At 69.3% G+C, this 20,752-nt stretch carries 16 protein-coding genes; 13 read left to right on the top strand and 3 right to left on the bottom strand.

From position 1 onward, the window contains the following. Positions 1 to 4 precede the first annotated feature (4 nt). The 4 genes from I0C86_RS22620 to I0C86_RS22605 all read left to right on the top strand — a co-directional run bounded on the left by I0C86_RS22620 (position 5) and on the right by I0C86_RS22605 (position 3,791). On the top strand, positions 5 to 901 hold the full coding sequence (locus I0C86_RS22620) for a carbohydrate ABC transporter permease (protein WP_323373793.1): 897 nt from the start codon (positions 5 to 7) through the stop codon (positions 899 to 901). Beyond that, entirely contained in the window at positions 898 to 1,740 is an 843-nt protein-coding gene (locus tag I0C86_RS22615; protein ID WP_456319967.1) for a carbohydrate ABC transporter permease, read from the top strand. The genes I0C86_RS22620 and I0C86_RS22615 overlap by 4 nt, the downstream gene beginning before the upstream one ends. Then, positions 1,740 to 3,353: a beta-N-acetylhexosaminidase gene (locus I0C86_RS22610; RefSeq protein ID WP_323373792.1), complete on the top strand. Its 1,614-nt coding sequence runs from the start codon at positions 1,740 to 1,742 to the stop codon at positions 3,351 to 3,353. The genes I0C86_RS22615 and I0C86_RS22610 overlap by 1 nt, the downstream gene beginning before the upstream one ends. Positions 3,354 to 3,569: 216 nt before the next feature. Further along, the gene (locus tag I0C86_RS22605) at positions 3,570 to 3,791 is read left to right on the top strand and encodes a hypothetical protein (protein WP_196203268.1); all 222 of its coding nucleotides are present in this window, start codon (positions 3,570 to 3,572) and stop codon (positions 3,789 to 3,791) included. Between the two features lie 52 nt (positions 3,792 to 3,843). On the opposite strand, the gene I0C86_RS22600 is transcribed toward I0C86_RS22605, so the two are convergent. Continuing rightward, positions 3,844 to 4,665, bottom strand: coding sequence for a hypothetical protein (locus I0C86_RS22600; protein WP_196203267.1), 822 nt, complete (start codon positions 4,663 to 4,665; stop codon positions 3,844 to 3,846). Between I0C86_RS22600 and I0C86_RS22595 the strand changes: the two genes are divergently transcribed. Next, positions 4,649 to 5,182, top strand: a complete 534-nt coding sequence (locus I0C86_RS22595; RefSeq protein ID WP_230394599.1) for a PadR family transcriptional regulator — start codon at positions 4,649 to 4,651, stop codon at positions 5,180 to 5,182. The genes I0C86_RS22600 and I0C86_RS22595 overlap by 17 nt on opposite strands. A 126-nt stretch (positions 5,183 to 5,308) precedes the next feature. Then, the gene (locus tag I0C86_RS22590) at positions 5,309 to 5,980 is read left to right on the top strand and encodes a class I SAM-dependent methyltransferase (protein ID WP_196203265.1); all 672 of its coding nucleotides are present in this window, start codon (positions 5,309 to 5,311) and stop codon (positions 5,978 to 5,980) included. Positions 5,981 to 6,069: 89 nt separating this feature from the next. On the opposite strand, the gene aceB is transcribed toward I0C86_RS22590, so the two are convergent. Both aceB and aceA read right to left on the bottom strand, forming a co-directional pair. Further along, entirely contained in the window at positions 6,070 to 7,677 is a 1,608-nt protein-coding gene (gene aceB, locus I0C86_RS22585) for a malate synthase A (protein WP_196203264.1), read from the bottom strand. Further along, entirely contained in the window at positions 7,674 to 8,945 is a 1,272-nt protein-coding gene (aceA, locus tag I0C86_RS22580; RefSeq protein ID WP_196203263.1) for an isocitrate lyase, read from the bottom strand. Before aceA ends, aceB begins: the two co-directional genes overlap by 4 nt. 192 nt (positions 8,946 to 9,137) lie before the next feature. Between aceA and I0C86_RS22575 the strand changes: the two genes are divergently transcribed. The 7 genes from I0C86_RS22575 to I0C86_RS22545 form a co-directional block, all read left to right on the top strand. Then, positions 9,138 to 10,535 (top strand): short-chain fatty acyl-CoA regulator family protein, encoded by a 1,398-nt coding sequence (locus I0C86_RS22575; RefSeq protein WP_196203262.1) that lies wholly within the window; start codon positions 9,138 to 9,140, stop codon positions 10,533 to 10,535. 318 nt (positions 10,536 to 10,853) lie between these two features. After that, positions 10,854 to 12,107: an ABC transporter substrate-binding protein gene (locus I0C86_RS22570; RefSeq protein WP_323373791.1), complete on the top strand. Its 1,254-nt coding sequence runs from the start codon at positions 10,854 to 10,856 to the stop codon at positions 12,105 to 12,107. A 55-nt stretch (positions 12,108 to 12,162) separates the two neighbouring features. Continuing rightward, complete coding sequence (locus tag I0C86_RS22565; protein WP_323373790.1) at positions 12,163 to 13,134, top strand: carbohydrate ABC transporter permease; 972 nt, start codon at positions 12,163 to 12,165, stop codon at positions 13,132 to 13,134. Beyond that, positions 13,131 to 14,000: a carbohydrate ABC transporter permease gene (locus I0C86_RS22560; RefSeq protein ID WP_196203260.1), complete on the top strand. Its 870-nt coding sequence runs from the start codon at positions 13,131 to 13,133 to the stop codon at positions 13,998 to 14,000. The genes I0C86_RS22565 and I0C86_RS22560 overlap by 4 nt, the downstream gene beginning before the upstream one ends. Positions 14,001 to 14,048: 48 nt before the next feature. Further along, positions 14,049 to 16,256, top strand: coding sequence for an MMPL family transporter (locus I0C86_RS22555; RefSeq protein ID WP_323373789.1), 2,208 nt, complete (start codon positions 14,049 to 14,051; stop codon positions 16,254 to 16,256). 102 nt (positions 16,257 to 16,358) lie between these two features. Further along, positions 16,359 to 17,936, top strand: coding sequence for a phospholipase D family protein (locus tag I0C86_RS22550; protein WP_196203259.1), 1,578 nt, complete (start codon positions 16,359 to 16,361; stop codon positions 17,934 to 17,936). Positions 17,937 to 18,559: 623 nt separating this feature from the next. Continuing rightward, positions 18,560 to 20,752 (top strand): sensor histidine kinase (locus tag I0C86_RS22545; RefSeq protein WP_323373788.1); only part of this gene is annotated, 2,193 nt, incomplete at its 3' end.

The raw sequence follows: 20,752 nt of genomic DNA, 5'->3' as shown, positions 1-20,752 counted from the left end.
CGACGTGTCGTCGTCCGTTACGCTCCGCCGGCAGCGGCTGACGCCCCTGTGGCTGCTGCTGCCGGCGCTCGCCGTTCTCGTGCCGATGTTCGCGTACCCGCTGTACCAACTCGGCCTGCTCTCCACCTTCGAGTACGGGCAGCCACAGGTCAGCGGCGGTGAGCCGGCCCGGTTCGTGGGCACGGGCAACTTCCGTACCCTGTTCGGCGATCCGGCGTTCTGGAGCGTGCTCAACCAGACGGTGGTCTTCGCCGCCGGCTGCGTGCTGGTGACGCTCGCCCTCGGCGCCGCGCTGGCGGTGCTGATGACCCGGATCGGCCGGGTGGCCCGGACGGTGCTGTCGTTCGCCGCCCTGACCGCCTGGGCCGCGCCGGCGATGACCGGTTCGGTCGTCTGGGCGTTCCTGTTCGACAGCAACCTCGGCCTGGTCAACGAGGTGCTGGGCCTGGACGGCTACAACTGGCTCTACGACCGGAGCGTGGCGTTCGCGCTGGTCGGCGCGGTGGTGGTCTGGCACTCCTTTCCGTTCGTGATGATCACCCTGTACGCCGGGATCCAGGCCGTCCCCGGTTCGGTGCTGGAGGCGGCGGCGCTGGACGGGGCGAGCACCTTCACCACGTTCCGCCGGGTCACCGCGCCGATGCTGCGCCCGCTCATCACGATCGTGGTGATCCAGTCGATCATCTGGGACTTCAAGGTGTTCACCCAGATCTACGTGATGACCAGGGGCGGCGGCATCGCCGGCCAGAACATGGTGCTCAACGTGTACGCGTACCAGAAGGCCTTCGCCTCCGCCCAGTACGGCCTCGGCTCGGCGATCGGCATCGTGATGACGGTGATCCTGCTCGTGGTCACCCTCTTCTACCTGCGGGCACTCCGCCGCACCGGGGAGGAACTGTGAGGGTGGTGCGGCGTCGGATCGCCGACGGCGTGGCGATCGCGGTCGCGGTCGCAACGGTGTTCCCGATCTACTGGATGGTGCTGTCCGCGTTGAAGCCGACCGGCGAGATCCTCTCCGCCGATCCCCGCCCGTGGACGCTGCACCCGACCCTGGACCACTTCCGGTCCGCGCTCGGGGTCAGCGGCTTCGGCCGGTACCTCCTGAACAGCCTGGTCGTCGCGCTGGCGGTGGTCGCGCTGAGCGCGCTGATCGCGTTCCTGGCCGCGGTGGCGCTGACCCGCTACCGCTTCCGCACCCGGACCACCATCCTGGTGCTGTTCCTGATCGCCCAGATGGTGCCGGTGGAGGCGCTGAGCATTCCGCTGTTCTTCCAGATCCGCGATCTCGGCCGGACGGTACCCGGCGTCGGGTTGAACACCCTCGGCTCGCTGATCCTGGTACAGGTCGCCTTCAGCCTGCCGTTCGCGATCTGGATGCTGCGCGGCTTCGTGGCGGCGGTGCCGAAGGAGGTGGAGGAGGCGGCCATCATGGACGGCGCCTCCCGGTTCACCATCCTGTGGCGGATCCTGTTTCCGCTGATCGCGCCCGGCCTGGCGGCGACCAGCGTCTTCTCCTTCATCATCGCGTGGAACGACTTCCTGTTCGCGAAGACCTTCATCATCAGCGCCACCGAGAACCAGACCCTGCCGGCCGCGTTGCTGGTGTTCTTCAAGCCGGACGAGAACGACTGGGGCGGGATCATGGCCGCCTCGACCCTGATGACCATCCCGGTGCTGGTCTTCTTCGTCTTCGTCAGGCGCCGCCTGGTCTCCGGCCTCGGCGGGGCGGTGAAGGAATAGTGCTGCCCCGTCCGGTCGCCGTCACCCGTACCGGCTCCGGCACCTTCACCCTCGACGCGGCGACGACCCTCGGCGCGGACCCGGCCTGCGCCGGGGTCGCGCACTGGCTGCGGACGGCGCTCTCCGGCGCCACCGGCCTGCCGCTGCCCGGACCAGCCGGACCCGGCGGCATCGCCCTCACCGTCGACCCGACTATGCCCGCCGAGGGCTACCACCTGCGGGTACGCCCCGACGGGATCGCCATCACCGGAGGCTCCCCCGCCGGCGCCTTCTACGGTGCCCAGACCCTGCGCCAACTCCTGCCGCCGGCCGTGTACCGTCGCGCGCCGGTGACGGCCGGCCCGTGGACCGTGCCGGGTGTCGAGATCGCCGACGCGCCCCGGTTCGGCTGGCGGGGCTGCATGCTCGACGTCGCCCGGCACTTCCTGCCGGTCGCCGGGGTGCTGCGCCTCGTCGACCTGCTGGCCGCGCACAAGCTGAACGTGCTGCATCTGCACCTGACCGACGACCAGGGCTGGCGAATCCAGATCCGGCGCTACCCCCGACTGACCGAGGTCGGCGGATGGCGTGCCGAGTCGATGGTCGGGTCACGCCAGCACGAGCGGTTCGACGGCAGGCCGCACGGCGGCTACTACAGCCAGGACGACATCCGGGAGATCGTCGCGTACGCGGCGGAGCGGTTCGTCACCGTCGTACCCGAGATCGACCTGCCCGGTCACACCCAGGCCGCCATCGCCGCCTATCCGGAACTGGGCAACGACTCCGGCGAGCCGGCCGCGGTCGGCACCCGGTGGGGGGTTTCCGGCCGGGTGCTCAACGTCTCCGACGAGACCGTCGCGTTCTTCCGGCACGTGCTGGACGAGGTGATGGAGCTGTTTCCGAGCCGGCACATCGGGATCGGCGGCGACGAGTGCGTCAAGGACGAGTGGCGGGCCAGTCCCCTCGCCCAGCAGCGCATGCGGGATCTCGGGTTGCGCGGCGAGGACGAGTTGCAGGGTTGGTTCGTCCGGCAGTTCCAGCAGCACCTCGCCGCGAGCGGCCGGATGCTGTTCGGCTGGGACGAGATCCTGGAGGGTTCGCTTCCGCCGGGCGCGACGGTCGCCGCCTGGCGGGGGCCGGCGTTGGCGGTCGCGGCGGCCCGCGCCGGACACGAGGTGGTGGCCTGTTGGGACACCGCCGCCTATCTGGACTACCGGCAGTCCGACGGCCCGGACGAGCCGATCCCGGTCGGTACGGTGCTCACCGTGGCGGACGTCCGGGCCTTCGAGCCGGTACCCGCCGACCTGCCGGCCGAGTTGCGGGACCGGATCGTCGGCGCGCAGTGCAACCTCTGGACCGAGCACGCCGACAGTCCACGCACCGTCGACTACCTGGCCTTTCCCCGGCTCTCCGCGTTCGCCGAGGCGGTCTGGTCGGCGGCGGGCAGCGCGGACGGCTTCGACGACCGGCTGCATGCCCACCTGGGCCGGCTGGACGCGCTCGGTGTCGAGTACCGGCCGCCGGGCGGGCCACTGCCCTGGCAGCGCCGGCCGGACGCGGCCGGCTGGCCCCGCGACCGCGCCGACCGCGAGGCCGAACTCGCCGCACTCACCCGCAACGTCCAGCAGAGCTGAACCCCGTCCGACCCTCAGGGTCGCCGAGATGTTGACGACTCTTGTCGTGGGAACAGTCGCAGGAACAGCAGGAGATTGTCAAGATCTACTCAGGTCACCACCGGTACAGCATCCTAGGATAATGGGCCAGGGCATGGGGTGGCGGTTCCGTCCTACATGGAACAATGCCGGATGGGTCCGGCGCCGTGCCGGACCCATGACTCACTGGGAGCATTCGTGCCGGTTACCGCCAACCTCGCCACGTTGGTCGACAAGGAGTACCAGGACAAGAGCCTGGCCGAACTCGTCGACGCCCCGGTCGCCGCGCTGGCCGGCGTCAGCGAGCGGGCCGCGACCCACCTCAAGGAGGCCCTGGGTATCAAGACCATCGGCGATCTCGGCCGCAGCCAGTACTTCCGTACCGCCAGTGCGCTGGTCGCGCTCGCCGACGACAAGTAGCCCGCACGGGGCGGGTGGCCCGGTGCACACCGAGCCACCCGCCCTCCGCCGCTCACCTGAGCCGTTGGGCGAGGACCGCACCCTCCTCCTCGTCGTCGTACGGCATCACGACGAGGCTGCCGTTGTCGGCCATTTCCGCATCGGCCAGGTCCACCCCGTCGGGGGTGAGTCCGGCGGCCACGTCGTACCACTCGCCATGATCGACGTCGAGGACGCGCAGATGGTCGCCCTCCTCGATGTCGTAGACGGTGCGCTGCTGGTAGAGGATCGTCCGGCCGTCGGCGCTGATCCGGATCGGCTCGTGCCGACGCCCGAAGCCGTTGGGGAGCACCACGTCCGTCGGATAGACGGCGGCCGCACCGGCCGACGCCCGGGCCAGCCCGTCGAGGTCCCGCACATCGCCCGGGTCGCTGTACATCCAGGAGCAGGTCATCGCGGTACCGTCCCGGGAGATCCGGATGTCGTTCAGCGAGGTGTGGATCCGCTCGACGTCCTCGGTCTCCGGATTGAGCAGCGTACGCCGGCCGCTGGCGACGTCGATCCGGTACGCCTGCCCCTCGGCGGCGAGCACCACGGTCGCGCCCGCCTCGTCGACGTCGAACCGGTCACACGGGAACAGGTAGTCCGCGCTCCGGGGACAGGGCAGTGGCACCGGCTCGCCCGGCCCGGTCGTCAGATACAGCGCCTCCCCCAGCAGGGCACCCACCGAATAGACCGCGCCGAGGCCGTCCCGGATCATCTTGACCGGCCGGGCCATGCCCTGCGGATACCGCCCGGCGGTCATCCCGAGGAACGTCGTGGTGCCGGTGTCCAGGTCGTGCACGAGCAGTTCCGCCTGGCCTCCGGAAACCTCCGGAGTGCGGGCGAACAGCACCCGGTTCCCGTCGCGGTTGACGTCGAAACTGGCCGCGCCGACGACCGTCGTGCAGAGCGTGGAGAAGCACGGGTTCCTGGAGGTGGTGGCGAGCGGGCGGCAGGGTGGGCGTCCCGAACGGACCGTCTACCGCATCACCCCGGCGGGTAGCGACGAGTTGAGGGACTGGGTCGGTGAACTCATCGCCGTTCCGGAGCCCGAGCAACCGCGTTTCCGGGCGGCGCTGTCGGTCATGGGCGTACTCGGACCCGACGAGGCGACCCGTCTGTTACAGCAACGCGTGGCCGTGCTGGAGCGGCAGCTCGCCGACGAGCGCGCCGCGTTGGACGGCTATCACGAGAAGGTCCACTCGCTGTTCCTCATCGAGGCCGAATACGACCTCGCCATGCGCCAGGCGGATCTGGAGTGGGCACGTGGGCTGCTCAATCAACTCACCGAGGGGACGCTGCCGGGGCAGGACATGTGGCGCCGGTTCCATGAAACCGGGGAGATGCCGCCGGAGGTCGCCTTCGGCTAGGAAAACCGGTTCCGGGGCGGTGTGGCGACACCGGCCCCGGAACCTCGACTCACCAACGGGGCGGACCCGGCGGCAAGCGGCAGATCAAGGATAGCCGGGCCCTCCGCAACGATCAGGAGGAGACCCATGAGCACCACCCACACCAAACGACTGCCTATGCTGGCCATGGAAGGCGCGATGGCCCGCTGGTACGCCCGCACCCGCGGATCGGCCAGTCAGCTGGACATCTACCGAAAGCAGGCCACCAGTTTCACCGACTCGCTACCGCAGGACGTCGAGATACTGGAGATCGCGCCGGGCCCCGGCTACTTCGCCGTGGAGCTGGCCCGCCGCGGTTTCAGGGTCACCGGCCTGGACATCAGCCACTCGTTCGTCGAGATCGCCGCACGCCACGCCCGCCGGGAGGGCGTGACCGCCGACTTCCGGCACGGTGACGTCGCCGCGCAGCCCTTTCCGGACGGCTCCTTCGACGTGATCGTCTGTCAGGCCGCGTTCAAGAACTTCCGGGAGCCGGTGAAGGCACTCAACGAGATGCGCCGCGTCCTCCGTCCGGGCGGGGTCGCCCTGATCCAGGACATGAACAGGGACGCCAGCACCGCCGACATCGGCGTCGAGGTGTCGAGGATGGGGCTGTCGCGGCGGGACGCGCTGTTGACCAGGCTTGCCCTGCGGGGGTTGCGGCGCCGGGCGTACTCGGCGGAACGGTTCCGCCGGCTCGCGGCGGCCAGCGACTTCACCACCTGCACCATCGGCGCCGACGGGATCGGCCTGGAGGTACGGCTGACGCGCACCTCCTGACACCCGGCGCGCGGGCCACGGTGCCGACCGTGGCCCGCGCCCGGAGTGCTGCGGGGCGCCTCGCCGATCCCTGCCCGGACAGCGGACGCCTACCGGGCGAGCGGCGGTGCCACGGGCGTGACGAGGTGCCGGGCGTACGCCTCCGTGGTGAAGAAGGCTGGTAGCTCCTCGCCGAGCGCGGTCCGCACGAAGATCTCCGCCGCCTGGGTCGACCGGTCCCGTTCCTCGACCGACCGTTCGGCGTTCAGGGTCGCCACCTCCTCGACCAGGATCGACCGGACCAGTTCCTCGGTCACCCGGCCGCCCTCGGCCAGCGGCGTAGCGTGTTGGAGCCACTGCCACACCTGGCAGCGGGCGATCTCGGCCGTGGCCGCGTCCTCCATCAGGTCGAAGATGGCCGCCGCCCCGCTTCCGCCCAGCCAGGCGTCAAAATAGCGCAGCGCCACCGCCACGTTGCCGCGCAACCCCGCGCCGGTCACCCGGCCCGGTGTGCGGTCGACGGCCAGCAGGTCGTCGGCGCCGACCGTGACCTCGGGGCGGAGCCGGTCGAGCTGGTGCGGCCGGTCGCCGAGCACGGCGTCGAAGGCGTCCCGGCAGACCGGCACCAGGCCGGGATGTGCCACCCAGGATCCGTCGAACCCGTCGGCGGCCTCGCGCTCCTTGTCCGCCCGGACCTTGCCGATTGCGGCGGCGTTCACCTTCGGGTCCCGGCTGGGGATGACGGCGGCCATTCCGCCGATCGCGTGCGCCCCGCGCCGGTGACAGGTCCGCACCAGCAACTCGGTGTACGCCCGCAGGAACGGCACCGTCATCGTCACGTCGCCCCGGTCCGGCAGGACGAAGTCGTTCCGCTGCCCGAAGTTCTTGATGACGCTGAATATGTAGTCCCAGCGGCCGGCGTTCAGCCCGGCGGAATGCTCGCGGAGCTCGTACAGGATCTCGTCCATCTCGAAGGCGGCGGTGATGGTCTCGATCAGCACGGTGGCCCGGATCGTGCCCTGCGGAATGCCGAGATGGTTCTGGGCGAACCCGAAGACGTCGTTCCAGAGCCGCGCCTCGCGATGGTCCTCCAACTTCGGCAGGTAGAAGTACGGCCCGCTGCCCGCGTCGAGTTGCCGCTGCGCGCAGTGGAAGAAGTAGAGCCCGAAGTCGACCAGGCTGGCCGGGACCGCCCGCCCGTCGACCACGATGTGCTTCTCCACCAGATGCCAGCCGCGCGGCCGGACCACGATGGTGGCGGGATCGTCGCCGAGGGCGTACCGCCTGCCCCGCCCGTCGGTGAAGTCGATCCGGCGGTCGATCGCGTCGACCAGGTTGAGTTGCCCGTGGACGACGTTGTCCCAGGTCGGCGCAAGTGCGTCCTCGAAGTCCGCCAGCCAGACCCGGGCACCGGAGTTGAGCGCGTTGACTGTCATCCGCCGGTCCGGCGGGCCGGTGATCTCGACCCGCCGGTCGAGCAGCCCCGGTGCCGGCGGCGCCACCCGCCAGTCCGGGTCGGCCCGGATCGCGGCCGTTCCGGGCAGGAACTCCGGCAGTTGGCCCTCGGCGTACCGGGCCCGCCGGGCCCGGCGGGTGTCCAGCAGCGCCACCCGGCGGGCCGCGAACTCGCTGTCGAGCGCGACGAGGAAGTCGAGGGCCTTCGGGCTGAGGATCTCCTCGAACCGGTCCTCCATCGGGCCGGTGACGACAACTCTCATCGGAACTGCTCCTCCTCGGTCGAACCGCGCAGCGCGGTCGTCTCCGCTGCGGGGTTGAGCACCGTACTGATCAGGTCGAAGTAGCCGGTGCCGACCTCGCGCTGGTGCCGGACCGCCGTGTAGCCGTCGGCCTCGGCGGCGAACTCCCGCTCCTGCAACTGCACGTACGCCGGCATGCCTTCGGCGGCGTAGCCCCGGGCCAGGTCGAACATCGAGTAGTTGAGGGCGTGGAAGCCGGCCAGCGTGATGAACTGGAAGGCGTACCCCAGGTGCCCGAGTTCGCGCTGGAACTTGGCGATCGCGTCGTCGTCGAGGTGCCTTCGCCAGTTGAACGACGGCGAGCAGTTGTACGCGAGCAACTGGTCCGGATACCGCGCCCTGATCGCCTCGGCGAACTGGCGGGCGACGGCGAGATCCGGGGTGCCGGTCTCCATCCAGAGCAGGTCGGCGTACGGGGCGTAGGCCAGGCCACGGGCGATGCACGGCTCGATGCCGTTGCGTACCCGGTAGAAACCCTCGGCGGTCCGCTCGCCGGTGGTGAAGGCCCGGTCCCGCTCGTCGGTGTCGGTGGTGAGCAGCGTGGCGGCCTGTGCGTCGGTGCGGGCGACGATCACCGACGGGACGCCGGCGACGTCGGCGGCGAGCCGGGCGGCGTTGAGGGTCCGGACGTGCTGTCCGGTCGGGATCAGCACCTTGCCGCCGAGGTGGCCGCACTTCTTCTCCGAGGCGAGTTGGTCCTCCCAGTGCACCCCGGCGGCGCCGGCCGCGATCATCGCGCTCATCAGCTCGTACGCGTTCAGCACGCCACCGAACCCGGCCTCCGCGTCGGCGACGATCGGGGCGAGCCAGTCGGGCCCGTCCACGGCTCCCTCCGCCGTACCGATCTGCCCGGCGCGCAGCAGCGCGTTGTTGAGCCGGCGGACCACCGCCGGCACCGAGTTGGCCGGATAGAGGCTCTGGTCCGGGTACGTCTGCCCGGCGAGGTTGGCGTCGGCGGCGACCTGCCAGCCGGACAGGTAGATGGCCTTCAGCCCGGCCCGGACCATCTGCACCGCCTGGTTGCCGGTGAGCGCACCGAGCGCGTGGACGTACTCCTGCTCGTGCAGAAGTCGCCACAACCGCTCGGCCCCCCGCCTGGCGAGCGTGTGCTCCTCCTGGACCACACCGCGCAACCGGACGACGTCCTCGGCGCGATAGGTCCGCTCCACCCCCCGCCAGCGCGGGTCGGTGGCCCATTCGGTACGCAACTGCTCCGCTGGTGTGCTCATCGGTTCCTCCTCCGGACGCTGTCTCTGCCGGCCACCCGCTCGGTGATGTCGAAACGATGGCATGGTCCGGATCGGAGGGTCGAGATACGGAAACGGCCAATTTTTGAAAAGTCCGACCGCAGTTTTGCGAAGTTGCAAATGACGTTTTTAACAGCTGTGTTAATGTGACGGGATCGGGCGGAGGGAGTCGCCATGGTCAAGACGTTCGCGGGCGCGCGACTACGCCGGTTGCGCGAGGAGCACGGCATCAGCCAGATCGAACTCGCCCGGCAGCTCGCCATCTCCCCCAGCTACCTGAACCAGATCGAACACGACTCCCGGCCGCTTACCGTCGCCGTGCTGATCCGGATCACCGAGGTCTTCGGCGTCGACACCGCGTACTTCGCCCCGCACGACACGCCCCGGTTGGTGTCGCAGCTCCGGGAGGCGCTGCCCACCCGGGCGACCCTGCCCGACCTGGCGGAACTCGCCACCCGGCTGCCGGAGGTCGCGGAGGCGGTGATCGACCTGTACCGGCGCTACCGGCAGGCCGACGACCAGCTCGCCGAGGTGGTCGGCGACCGCGAACTGGTATCCGGGCGGAGCCCGCACGACCAGGTCAGCGACTTCTTCTACCGCCGGCAGAACTACGTGCCGGACCTGGACGAGGCGGCCGAGAACCTGGCCGCCGAACTGGGACTGCGCCGCGGCGAGAGCCGGCCGGCCCTGAACGACCGGCTGGCCGACCGGCACGGCATCCGGATCGTCCGGCAGGACACCGACTCACTCGCCGGTGAGCTGCACCGGTACCGGCCCCAGACCCGCACCCTGCACCTGTCGACGTCGCTGCGCGGCGGCCAGGCGGCGATCCGGATAGGTGCCCAGATAGCCCTGCTGGAATACGCCGACGTCATCGACGAAATCATCGAGGACGAGAAGTTCGACGACCTGCAGACACAGATTCTTATGCGGGTCGGGTTGGCGAATTACTTCGCCGCCGCGCTGATTCTGCCGTACCGGGAGTTCCTGACGGCCGCCGAAGCGATGAGGTACGACATCGCACTGCTCACCAATCACTTCGCGATGGGCTGGGAGAGCGTCTGCCACCGGCTGAGCACCCTGCAACGGCCCAAGGCGCGCGGCGTGCCGTTCTCGTTCGTCCGGGTCGACCGGGCCGGCAACATGTCCAAACGCCAGTCCGCGACGGGTTTTCCGTTTTCCCGCTCCGGCGGCACCTGTCCACTCTGGAACGTGTACGAGGCGTTCAGCGCGCCGGGCCGGGTGATGACGCAGGTCGCGGCGATGCCGGACGGGCAGCGCTACCTGTGGATCGCCCGTACGGTCACCCGGCACCACGGCGGCTACGGCCAGCCCGGCAAGGTCTTCGCGATCGGGCTGGGCTGCGAGACCCGGCACGCCGGGCGGCTCGTCTACTCCACCGGAGTGGACCTGCACGCGACGGAGGCGGCCACCCCGATCGGGCCGGGCTGCAAGACCTGCACCCGGATGACCTGTCCACAGCGGGCCGCCGCACCGATCGGCCGTCGCCTCGACCTGGACGAGAACCGCAGCACGTTCATCCCGTACCCGTTGAAGGAGCAGTCTCCCTAGCCCCGCTCTGTCGCAAGTGGTGCGTCGGTGGCCGGCGCCGACCCCACCGGCACTGCCGCTGTGCTGCTTTCCAGCCCCTCACGATCATTGACGGACCAGGTGGTGCTGGGTATCCTCACACGTCATACGACAGATATCGATGCTGATGGAGGCCGTTGATCCGGCTTCGCAGCGAAGGCATGTCGACGGCGCAGTGGCTCGCGCCTGAGCCTCTCGTGGGGAGAGTCATCACCTCCGCCACGCGGTGCCCGGCCGGTATCTGATCCGCAGGATTCACCGCGGTCGCGCCGGGCCGCACACCACCGTATGGAGGGCCGCGTGAAGCGCGTCAATACTATAGCCGTCTTCGCCGCGGCCGTGCTCCTGGCTTCCGGCTGTTCGGAAGGATCGGGGGACGACGATGGCTCCGGGTTCGAGTTCTGGTCATTTACCGGGATCAACCAGAAAATCGACGTCGATGCCTACACGAAGGCTCATCCGGACGCGAAGATCAAGCTCACCGAGGTGGGCAGCACGACCGAGACGGCCCAGGCACTCACCGCGGCACTGGCCGGCGGCAAGGTGCCCGACCTCGTGCTGATCCAGGGTGACGACCTGCCGAAGTTCATGCAGGCTCCGGAGAACTTCGTGGACCTGACCACGCTCGGCGCCGACAAGATAAAGGGCGACTACCTCGACTGGGTGATGTCGCAGTCGACGACCGGGGACAAGATCGTGGGGATACCGACGGATGTCGGCGGCATGGCGATCGCGTACCGCACGGACCTTTTCAAGGCCGCCGGTCTGCCCACCGATCGGGAGCAGGTCTCCAAGTTGTGGCCGACGTGGGACGCGTTCACGGAGGTCGGCAAGCAGTACGTCCAGGCAACCGGCAAGCCGTTCCTGGACAACACGCCGACGAGCATCTTCTACCAGGCGGTCAACCAGGGCACGGAGCGTTACTACGACGCGGACCACAAGCTGTCGTACGACAAGAACCCACAGGTCAAGGCGGCGTTCGACCTGACGCTGAAGGTCTTCGCCTCGGGCATCTCCGCCAAGCAGGGCTCGTTCTCGACCGGGTGGACCGCGGGGATGAGCAAGGGTGACTTCGCGGTGGTGTCCGCGCCGGCGTGGATGCTCAACGCGATCCGTACCAACGCCCCCGGTACCACCGGCAAGTGGGACATCGCCACGATCCCCGGCGGTTCGGGGAACTGGGGCGGCAGCTACCTCGCCATCCCCAAGCGGGCCAAGAACCCGAAGGCGGCCTGGAAGTACATCGCCGAGATGCAGTCGCCGGCCGGCCAGCTGGCGAACTTCCTGGCGAAGGGAAATCTGCCGACGACACCGTCGGTCTACACGGATCCGCAGCTTGTCGGCCGGGAAGAGCCGTTCTTCTCCAACGCACCGATCGGCAAGATCTACACCCAGTCCGTCGTGAACGTCAAACCCTTCTACATCGGTCCCGACGACGCCACCGTCGGCAGCGAACTGCTCAACACCCTCACCAGCGTCGAGCAGGGCAAGGTCGACCCCGCCAACGCGTGGGACACCGCGCTGACCAACGTCAAGAACGCCCTCCGGGGCTGAACGGACGACTGATGTGCGGCGGCCGGCGCCAACCCGGCCGCCGCATCTTGGGAAGGTGACCGCAGTGACCACCACGCTCAGCCCGGCCACGTCCGCGGGGACCACCCGCGGGCCCAGCCGGTACCGCCACGTCCAGCAGGGCGTACGCGAGCGACTGGCGCCGTACGGCTACGTGGCGCCGTTCTTCGTCCTGTTCCTCATCTTCGGCCTCTTCCCGCTGCTGTTCACGTTCTACGTCGCACTGTTCGACTGGGACCTCATCGGCGAGCGGCACTTCGTGGGGCTGGACAACTTCTCCGAGCTCGTCCACGATCCGCGGTTCTGGGGTGCGCTGCGCAACACGTTCAGCATCTGGGTGCTGTCGACGGTTCCGCAGTTGCTGATCGCGCTCGGGCTGGCGCACGTGCTCAACCACGTACGGCTGCGGGCGGCCACGCTGTTCCGGATGTCGGTGCTCGTTCCCTACGTCACCTCCGTGGCGGCGACGACCATCGTCTTCGCCCAGCTCTTCGACCGCGACTACGGCATGCTCAACTGGTTTCTCGAACTGCTGGGTTTCCCGCACGTCGACTTCACCGCGTCGGTGTGGGGCAGCCACGTGATGATCGCCCTGATGATCGCCTGGCGGTGGACCGGCTACAACACCCTGCTGTACCTCGCCTCGCTCCAGACCGTTTCCCGCGACCTGTTCGAGGCCGCCGCCATGGACGGCGCCAACAGCTGGCAGCAGTTCCGCCACATCACCATCCCGTCGCTGCGACCGATCATCGTGTTCACCGTCGTCACGTCGACGATCTTCGGGTTGCAGACCTTCACCGAGCCGCTGCTGGTCAACCCGGTGGGTGGGCTTACCTGTGGAGCGGCACGGCAGTGCCAGACCCTCACCCTCTTCCTCTACGAGCAGGCCTTCGGCCGGTTCCACTTCGGCTACGGCGCCGCCGTCGCGGTCGCGCTGTTCGTCATGGTCGTGATCGTCGCCGCGATCAACTACCTGCTGGTCACCCGCATCCGCTCGGAGCGTCCATGAACCCCGCATCCCCGACCACCGGGCGGGCACCGCGCCGCCGACGCAGCGCCAACCGGGTCCCGATCACGGTGTACGTGGCGCTCGGCGCCATGGTGTTCTTCAGCGTCTTCCCGCTCTACTGGATGTTCGTGGTGGCCACGACGGACTCGGCCACCGCGACGAGCCTGCCACCGCACGTCCTGCCCGGCGGCAACTTCCTGCACCTGGCGAACCTGGTATTCGAGACCGTGCCGTTCGTGCAGGCGCTCGTCAACAGCGTCATCATCTCCACCACGATCGGCGTGGGCCAGGCGGTGCTGTGTGCGCTGGCCGGTTTCGCCTTCGCCAAGCTGCAGTTTCCGGGCCGCAACACCCTGTTCCTCATCGTCGTGCTGACCATGACGGTGCCGGCCCAACTGGCCATCATCCCGCAGTATCTGATCATGTCGCAGCTCGACTGGGTGGACACCCTTCAGGCCGTGATCGTCCCCGGGCTGGTGACCGCGTTCGGCATCTTCTGGATGCGCCAGCACATGGTCGGCACCCTTAACGACGAGCTGATGCACGCCGCCCGGGTGGACGGCGCGACGACCTGGCAGATCTTCTGGCGGATCGCCTTCCCGCTGGTCCGCCCGGCGGCGTTCGTGCTGGGACTGTTCGGGTTCGTCAACGCCTGGAACGACTTCCTGTGGCCGTTCATCGTGCTGAAGTCGCCGGAGCAGTACACCGCCCAGATCGCCATCAAGGCGCTGCAGAACAACCGGGACATCGACCTGGGCCTGGCCATGTCGGGCTCGTTCCTGGCCACCCTGCCGCTGCTGGTGCTGTTCGTCTTCGTCGGGCGGCGGCTGGTACAGGGGATCATGGAAGGCGCCTTCAAGGGCTGACCGCTCCGGACCGGCCCGGCAGGTTCGAGCTGGTCCCGGCAGGTAGCCGTGGCATTTGTCCCACTTGACGGCAATTTAGCGTTTAGGTTGATCACGGAGGGATCCGCCTATCGCGAAGAGGTGCCGCTGGTGTTCGCCGGTGTGGGACGGTTCGTGGTCCACCATCCGATCTGGGTGATCGTGGCCTGGGTGATCGCCGCCGCCGCGGTGATCGGTTTCGCGCCCACGTTGACCGCCACCACCGACGAGGCGTCCTTCCTGCCCTCGCACTACGAGTCGATCCGGGCGGCGCAGCTACAGCGGAAGGCGTTTCCGCAGGCGGCGACACCGGCGGCGATCATCGTGTTCGAGCGGAAGGACGACGCGCCGCTGACCGACGCCGATGCGGCGAAGGTCGGGGCGATCGCCCAGGCACTCGGCGGGCAGCGGATCCCGGACGTCGTCGCCCTCCTTCCGACGCCACCGTCGCCGAACCGGTCGATCCAGATCATCGCGGTGCAGCTCACACCGCAGCGCAGCGCGGCGGACCAGGCCCAGGCCGACGCGGTGCAGCGGTTGCGGGACGCGCTGCCGGCCCAGCTCGACGGGTCCGACCTCAAGGCCGGCATCACGGGTACGGCCGCGCAGGCCCTCGACGCCCAGAATTCCGGAGAGCGGGCAAACCTGATCATCGGGGTCGCCACGATCGGGCTCATCCTGATCCTGCTGTTGATCATCTTTCGGAGCCCGATCATCGCGCTCCTGCCGGTGGTCATCATCGGTCTGGTGTCGCAGATCGCGACCGGCCTGATCGCCTGGGCCAATGACGCGTTCGATCTCAAGACCGACAGCTCGGTGAGCGCGATGCTCATCGTCGTGCTGTTCGGGGTCGGTACCGACTACATCCTCTTCCTGATGTTCCGCTACCGCGAACGGTTGCGGCTGGGCGAGGATCCGAAGACGGCCATGGTCAGCGCGGTCGCCCGGGCCGGCGAGGCGATCGCGTCCGCCGCCGGTGCGGTCATCATCGCCTTTCTGGCGCTGGCGCTGTCGACGCTCGGCCTGTTCCGGTCCCTCGGGCCCGCGCTGGCGATCGCGGTCGCCACCACCCTGGTCGCCGGCCTCACCCTCATCCCGGCGGTGGTGTCGCTGCTCGGGACCAGGGTGTTCTGGCCGTCCAAGGCGTGGCGGCACGAGCCGCGCGGCGCACGGTTCGCCGCGATCGGCCGCTCGCTGGGCCGACGCCCGGCGGTGTACGCCGCGGTGTCCGGCGGAGCGCTGGTCGTGCTCGCGGTGTTCGCGTTCGGTTTCCACCCCAACTTCGATCTGAGCAGCGGATCGACCGCTACCGAGTCGGAGTCCAACGTCTGGAGCAGGGAACTCCTCAAGGGCCTGCCGGCCGGCGCGACCGAGCCGTCCAACGTGTTCCTGCGTTCCGACGGCGGCGGACCACTGCCGGCCGGCCAGCTCGACGCGTACCGGGACGAGCTGACCCGGGTGCCCGGCGTCGGGCAGGTCGGCGCGCCGACCCTCTCACCGGACCGGACCGTCGCGAACTTCCAGGTGACTCTCGCGGACACGCCCCAGTCCGCCGCGGCACTGCGGACCGTCGACGGCCCGCTGCGGCGTACCGCGCACGGGGCGGCACCCGACGGGACGACCGCACTCGTCGGCGGCATCACCGCGGTCTTCGTCGACATCCAGGCGGCGGTCGACCGCGACTACGCGGTCGTGTTCCCGGTCGCCGCCATCCTCATCATGATCATATTGGGCCTGCTGCTCCGCAGTGCCGTCGCGCCCTGGTACCTGATGCTCTCGGTCGGCCTCGGCTTCGCGGCGACCCTCGGCGCCACCGTACTGATCTTCCAGATCGGGCTCGGCGAGCCCGGCCTGATCTTCATCCTCCCGGTGATCATGTATCTGTTCGTCGTCGCGCTCGGCACCGACTACAACATCCTGATGATCGCCCGACTCCGCGAGGAGGCCAGGGAGGGCCGGAGCCCCCGCGACGCCGCCAGCATGGCGATCCGGCACGCCGGACCGACGGTGGCCGCCGCCGGGCTCATCCTCGCGGGTACGTTCGCCTCGCTGATGCTGGCCGGCAACAGCACCCTGACCCAGATGGGCTTCGCCATCTCCTGCGGCATCGCCATCGTCGCCTTCGTGATGTCGCTGTTCCTCACCCCGGCCATCACCGCCCTGCTCGGCCACGCCGCCTGGTGGCCGGGCCACGAGGACGCCGGCGCCAGACCGGCAGAGTCAGCCGAGCACCCGTAGCCGGATGTCCGTCATCCGCCCAGCACCCGCGGCCAGGTGGCCGGGATGCGGCGGGGCGGGCATCGTCCTACGGTGGGAACATCAGCTACCGAGAGGAGTCCCGTGCAACCGCAGGACTGGTTCCTCAGTGCGGCGGAGCGCGGCAATCCCGACTCTTCGCTGCCCGTCTGGTGCGACGGCAACCTCGTCGAGCCACTCGTCCACGGCGCGACGTACTTCGACCGGCTCGTCTCGGAGGTACGGGAACTGCGCGAGGGCGACCACCTGTTCTTCACCGACTGGCGCGGTGACCCGGACGAACGGCTCCGCGACGGTGGGCCGACCATCGCCGAGCTGCTGGCCGACGCCGCCCGGCGCGGCGTCGTGGTCAAGGGGCTGATCTGGCGCTCACATCTGGACAAGCTCGCGTACAGCGAGGAGGAGAACCGGCACCTCGGCGACGAGGTCGCGGCGGCCGGCGGCGAGGTGCTGCTGGACCAGCGCGTCCGGCGGGGCGGCTCACACCACCAGAAACTGGTCGTACTCCGGCATCCCGATCGGCCGGAGCGGGACATCGCGTTCGCCGGCGGCATCGACCTGTGCCACAGCCGACGCGACGACGGCGACCACCACGGCGACCCGCAGGCGGTGGCGATGGCCCGGGCGTACGGCGACAATCCGCCGTGGCACGACGTGCAGTTGGCGCTGCGGGGCCCGGTCGTCGGTGCACTGGACCTCACCTTCCGGGAGCGCTGGACCGATCCGGCTCCACTGGACCAGCACGGGCCGATCAGCACGATCCGGGACCGGCTGCGCGGTGCCGACCTGCACGCCGACCGCCTGCCACCGCAGCCGCCCGATCCGCCGCCGTGCGGACCGCACCGGGTCCAGGTACTGCGGACCTATCCGGCGATGCGCCCGGCGTACGGCTTCGCGGAGCGCGGCGAGCAGACCGTCGCCCGGGGTTACACGAAGGCGATCCAGCGGGCCCGTCGACTCATCTACCTCGAGGACCAGTACCTCTGGTCCAAGGAGGTGGCGAAGCTGTTCGCCGACGCGTTGCGGGACAACCCCGGCCTGCACCTGGTCGCGGTCGTGCCCCGGCATCCCGACGTGGACGGCCGACTCGCCCTGCCCCCCAACCAGGTCGGTCGGGAACAGGCGATCGCGCTGTGCCGTGAGGCGGCCGCCGACCGGGTGCACGTCTTCGACGTGGAGAACCACGCCGGTACCCCGGTCTACGTCCACGCCAAGGTCTGTGTCGTCGACGACGTCTGGTGCAGCGTCGGCAGTGACAACTTCAACCGCCGGTCGTGGACCCACGACAGCGAACTCTCCTGCGCGGTGCTGGACGACACCCACGACGAGCGCGCGCCGCACGATCCGGCCGGGCTCGGCGACGGAGCCCGGCGGTTCCCCCGCGACCTGCGGCTGGCGCTCTGGCGGGAGCACCTCGACCATTCCGATGACGAGGATCTGCTGGACCCGGAGTCGGCGGTACGCGCCATCTCCGCCGCCGCCGACGCCCTGCGGAACTGGCACCGGGGCGGGCGCGTCGGCCCCCGCCCCCCGGGTCGGCTCCTGCCACACGAGACCAGCCGGCTGCCCTGGCACCGGCGGCTCTGGGCGGTCCCGACCTACCGGTTGGTCTACGACCCGGACGGCCGCGCCTGGCGGGACCGCCGCGCCGGTACCTGGTAGGCCCGCCGCGCCGGCGAACGGCCTGGACACGGCGACTGACCGTTGGTGGGCGGACGCACGACCCCATGGCGCTGTCCGCACAACGCGAACTTCGTCGTGCTCGCCGACCCGGACGGCGATCTGTGCTGTGTGGTGAACACCGGCACGGAGTGAGCCCGGCCGGGGGCCCGGGTGATCGACAACCTCGAACTCGTCGTCCGTCGGCTTCCTTGCGATGGAGTAGTCTCCGTCCGAACAGGACGCCCGACGGCGACGTCGCGCTTACCACGGGTGCCGCGTAGTCTATTCGTAGCTGATGGCAATGGCGCCAGGCTGACCAGTGCAATCAAGCCATCTCGGAAGCGACGGTTCGGGCGGGCTAGTGCCAGAGTGGACACACCGGTATGGTTGCACACAGATCGGCATTGGCCAGCAGTGTTTCGCCTGCTGGTTCTTCCGGGCTGCCCATGATTGGATTGAAGTTGGCGCATAACCAGGCCGACCACGCAAGCAGGCAACCTGATTCGGACAACCGCAATCAGTCGACAACGTCGAGTGGGCGTCGTGGCCGGCAGCAGTCCATAAAACGTCGCGTCATCAGGCTCGTTCTCATCCCGGGCGTCGTCGCCCTGGTTCTGTGGCTGGTGGCGTCCGGATATCTCGTCTTCCAGGGCTTCTATAACCGAACCGTCGCCAACGGCGTCCGCAACGTGTCGATCCCGGCGGTTCCGGCCCTGGCCTCGGTCCAACAGGAACGACGATTGAGCGTCGCCTACCTGGCCCAGCCGTCGAGAGACCTGCAGTCGCTGATCGAGCAACGGCGTCAGACCGACGAGCGACTGACCGCGTTGCGTAGCGCCGCGAATTCGGCGTTGGCGAATGCGCCGGAATCCATCACGACACGTTGGCAGACGCTGACCGATTCCCTGGACAAGATGCCGAGCGTGCGGAGCACGATCGACTCCAGGTCGGTCAGCGGCCAACAGATCTACGATTTCTACAACAACCTGCTCGATGCCGCGACGAACCTCTTCGACACCCAGGCCCGGATCGTGCCCGATGTGACCGCGGCCCAGGGCGGCATCGCGGCGACGGAGGCGTTCCGCGCAAGTGACCTGATGTCCCGGGCCGGGTCCACCATTGACGGCGCCCTCGGCTCTCGCACGCTCAACCAGCAGGAGCATCTCGAGTTCGTGAGACTCGTCGGCGCCTACCATTTCGCGCTGACCAACGTCGCTCCGCATCTGCAGCCGGAGGTCCGCAAGCGTTACGAGACCATCGCGGCGAGCGGGCCCTGGAAGGAACTCGTCGCCGCGGAGAACGCGCTGGTCGCCAGCGGCGCGTGGCAGAACGGCGTGCCCCGGGGTCTGCCCGTCAACCGGGTCCGCTGGGAGACGATCACCCGCCAGGTCTCCGACGAGCTGATCAACCTGACCGTCGTCCAGGCCGACCAGGTTTCGGCGCAGACTCTCCGCACCGGTAACAACCAGTTGCTTACCGCGTCGCTGGGCAGCCTGATCGCCCTGTCCATCGCGATCGCCGCCATCGTCTGGGCGATCCGCCAGTCCCAGGTCCTGGTGGACCAGGCGCTCTCCGTCCGCCTCGCCCGACTGGGCAAGGACGCCGCGTCCGTGGTGGACCAGCAACTGCCGGCCATGATGGACCGACTGCGCCGACGCGAAAAGGTCGATCTCGCGGTCGAGCTACCCAACCAGGACTACGGCAGCGACGAGATCGGTCAGGTCGCCGAGGTCATCAACAGGTCGCTGAAGGCCGCGGCGGCAGCGGCAATCGACGAGGCGAAGACCCGGGCCGCCGGCCTCGCGATGTTGATGGGCGTCGCGCGTCGCCCTCAGCGCCCCCTCCAGCGCGGCCTGAAGGTCATCGAAGACCTGCAGAACCGGGTCGGCGACGAAAAACTGCTGACCGAACTCTTCGACATCAACCACCAGCTCACCCAGACCCGGCGCTTCCTGGAGAACCTGGTCATCCTGGCCGGTGGGCAGATCGGCCGGCGCTTCCAGAATCCGGTGCCGGTCCGGCGGGTGCTGCTGGCGGCGTTCGCGGAAGCACAGCACTACCAGCGGATCACACTGCGCAACGCCCCCGATGTCGCGGTGGTGGGACACGCGGTCGCCGGAACCATCCACCTCCTGTCCGAACTGCTGGACAACGCTCTCGCGTTCTCGCCGCCCGGGACGACGGTCTGGGTCACCTGCAACCAGGTCAAGCGCGGTGTGGCGGTCGAGATCGAAGACGGCGGCGTGGGGATGAAGGCGGACGCGCTGGAACGCGCGAACGAGCTGTTGGCCACCGCGCCGACGCCGGACGTGACGGCGCTGAAGGACGGTGCCCAGGTCGGTCTGCACGTGGTTGCGGAGCTGGCCAAGCGGGACGGCATCCGGGTGAGCCTGCGCACCTCGGCGTACGGCGGGCTGTTGGCGATCGTGCTCCTGCCCGACCGGGTGATCGCCGCCGACCCCGGGGACGGCACCGACGACCCGGATGTTCCGCTGGCCGCGACTGCCGTCTCGGGTTCCCTCCCGGGCGGTACCGGCCGCCGCGAACCCCGTTCCGGTAACGCGGCTCGGGCCGCGGGGGGCGTGATGGTCTCGAACGGATCGGTCCAGACACTACGCAACCCCCACAGCGGCGACAGCCGACGACCTGACCGCGCGGGCGGAATGATGAGCGACCATCAACCGAACAGCAGCGCCGGCACACCTCGGCAACCGGAGCCGTCCGCCACACGCACGGCGGACACCGGAGTGGGTGGTCCGAGGCCCACCGGACCGGAGGGCCTGGGGCCGGCCGGTCCGGTGGGCCTCGGACCACCC

Source organism: Plantactinospora alkalitolerans (genome assembly GCF_015690345.1).
GTDB lineage: Bacteria > Actinomycetota > Actinomycetes > Mycobacteriales > Micromonosporaceae > Plantactinospora > Plantactinospora alkalitolerans.
This window is presented reverse-complemented; position numbering and strand designations above follow the sequence as displayed.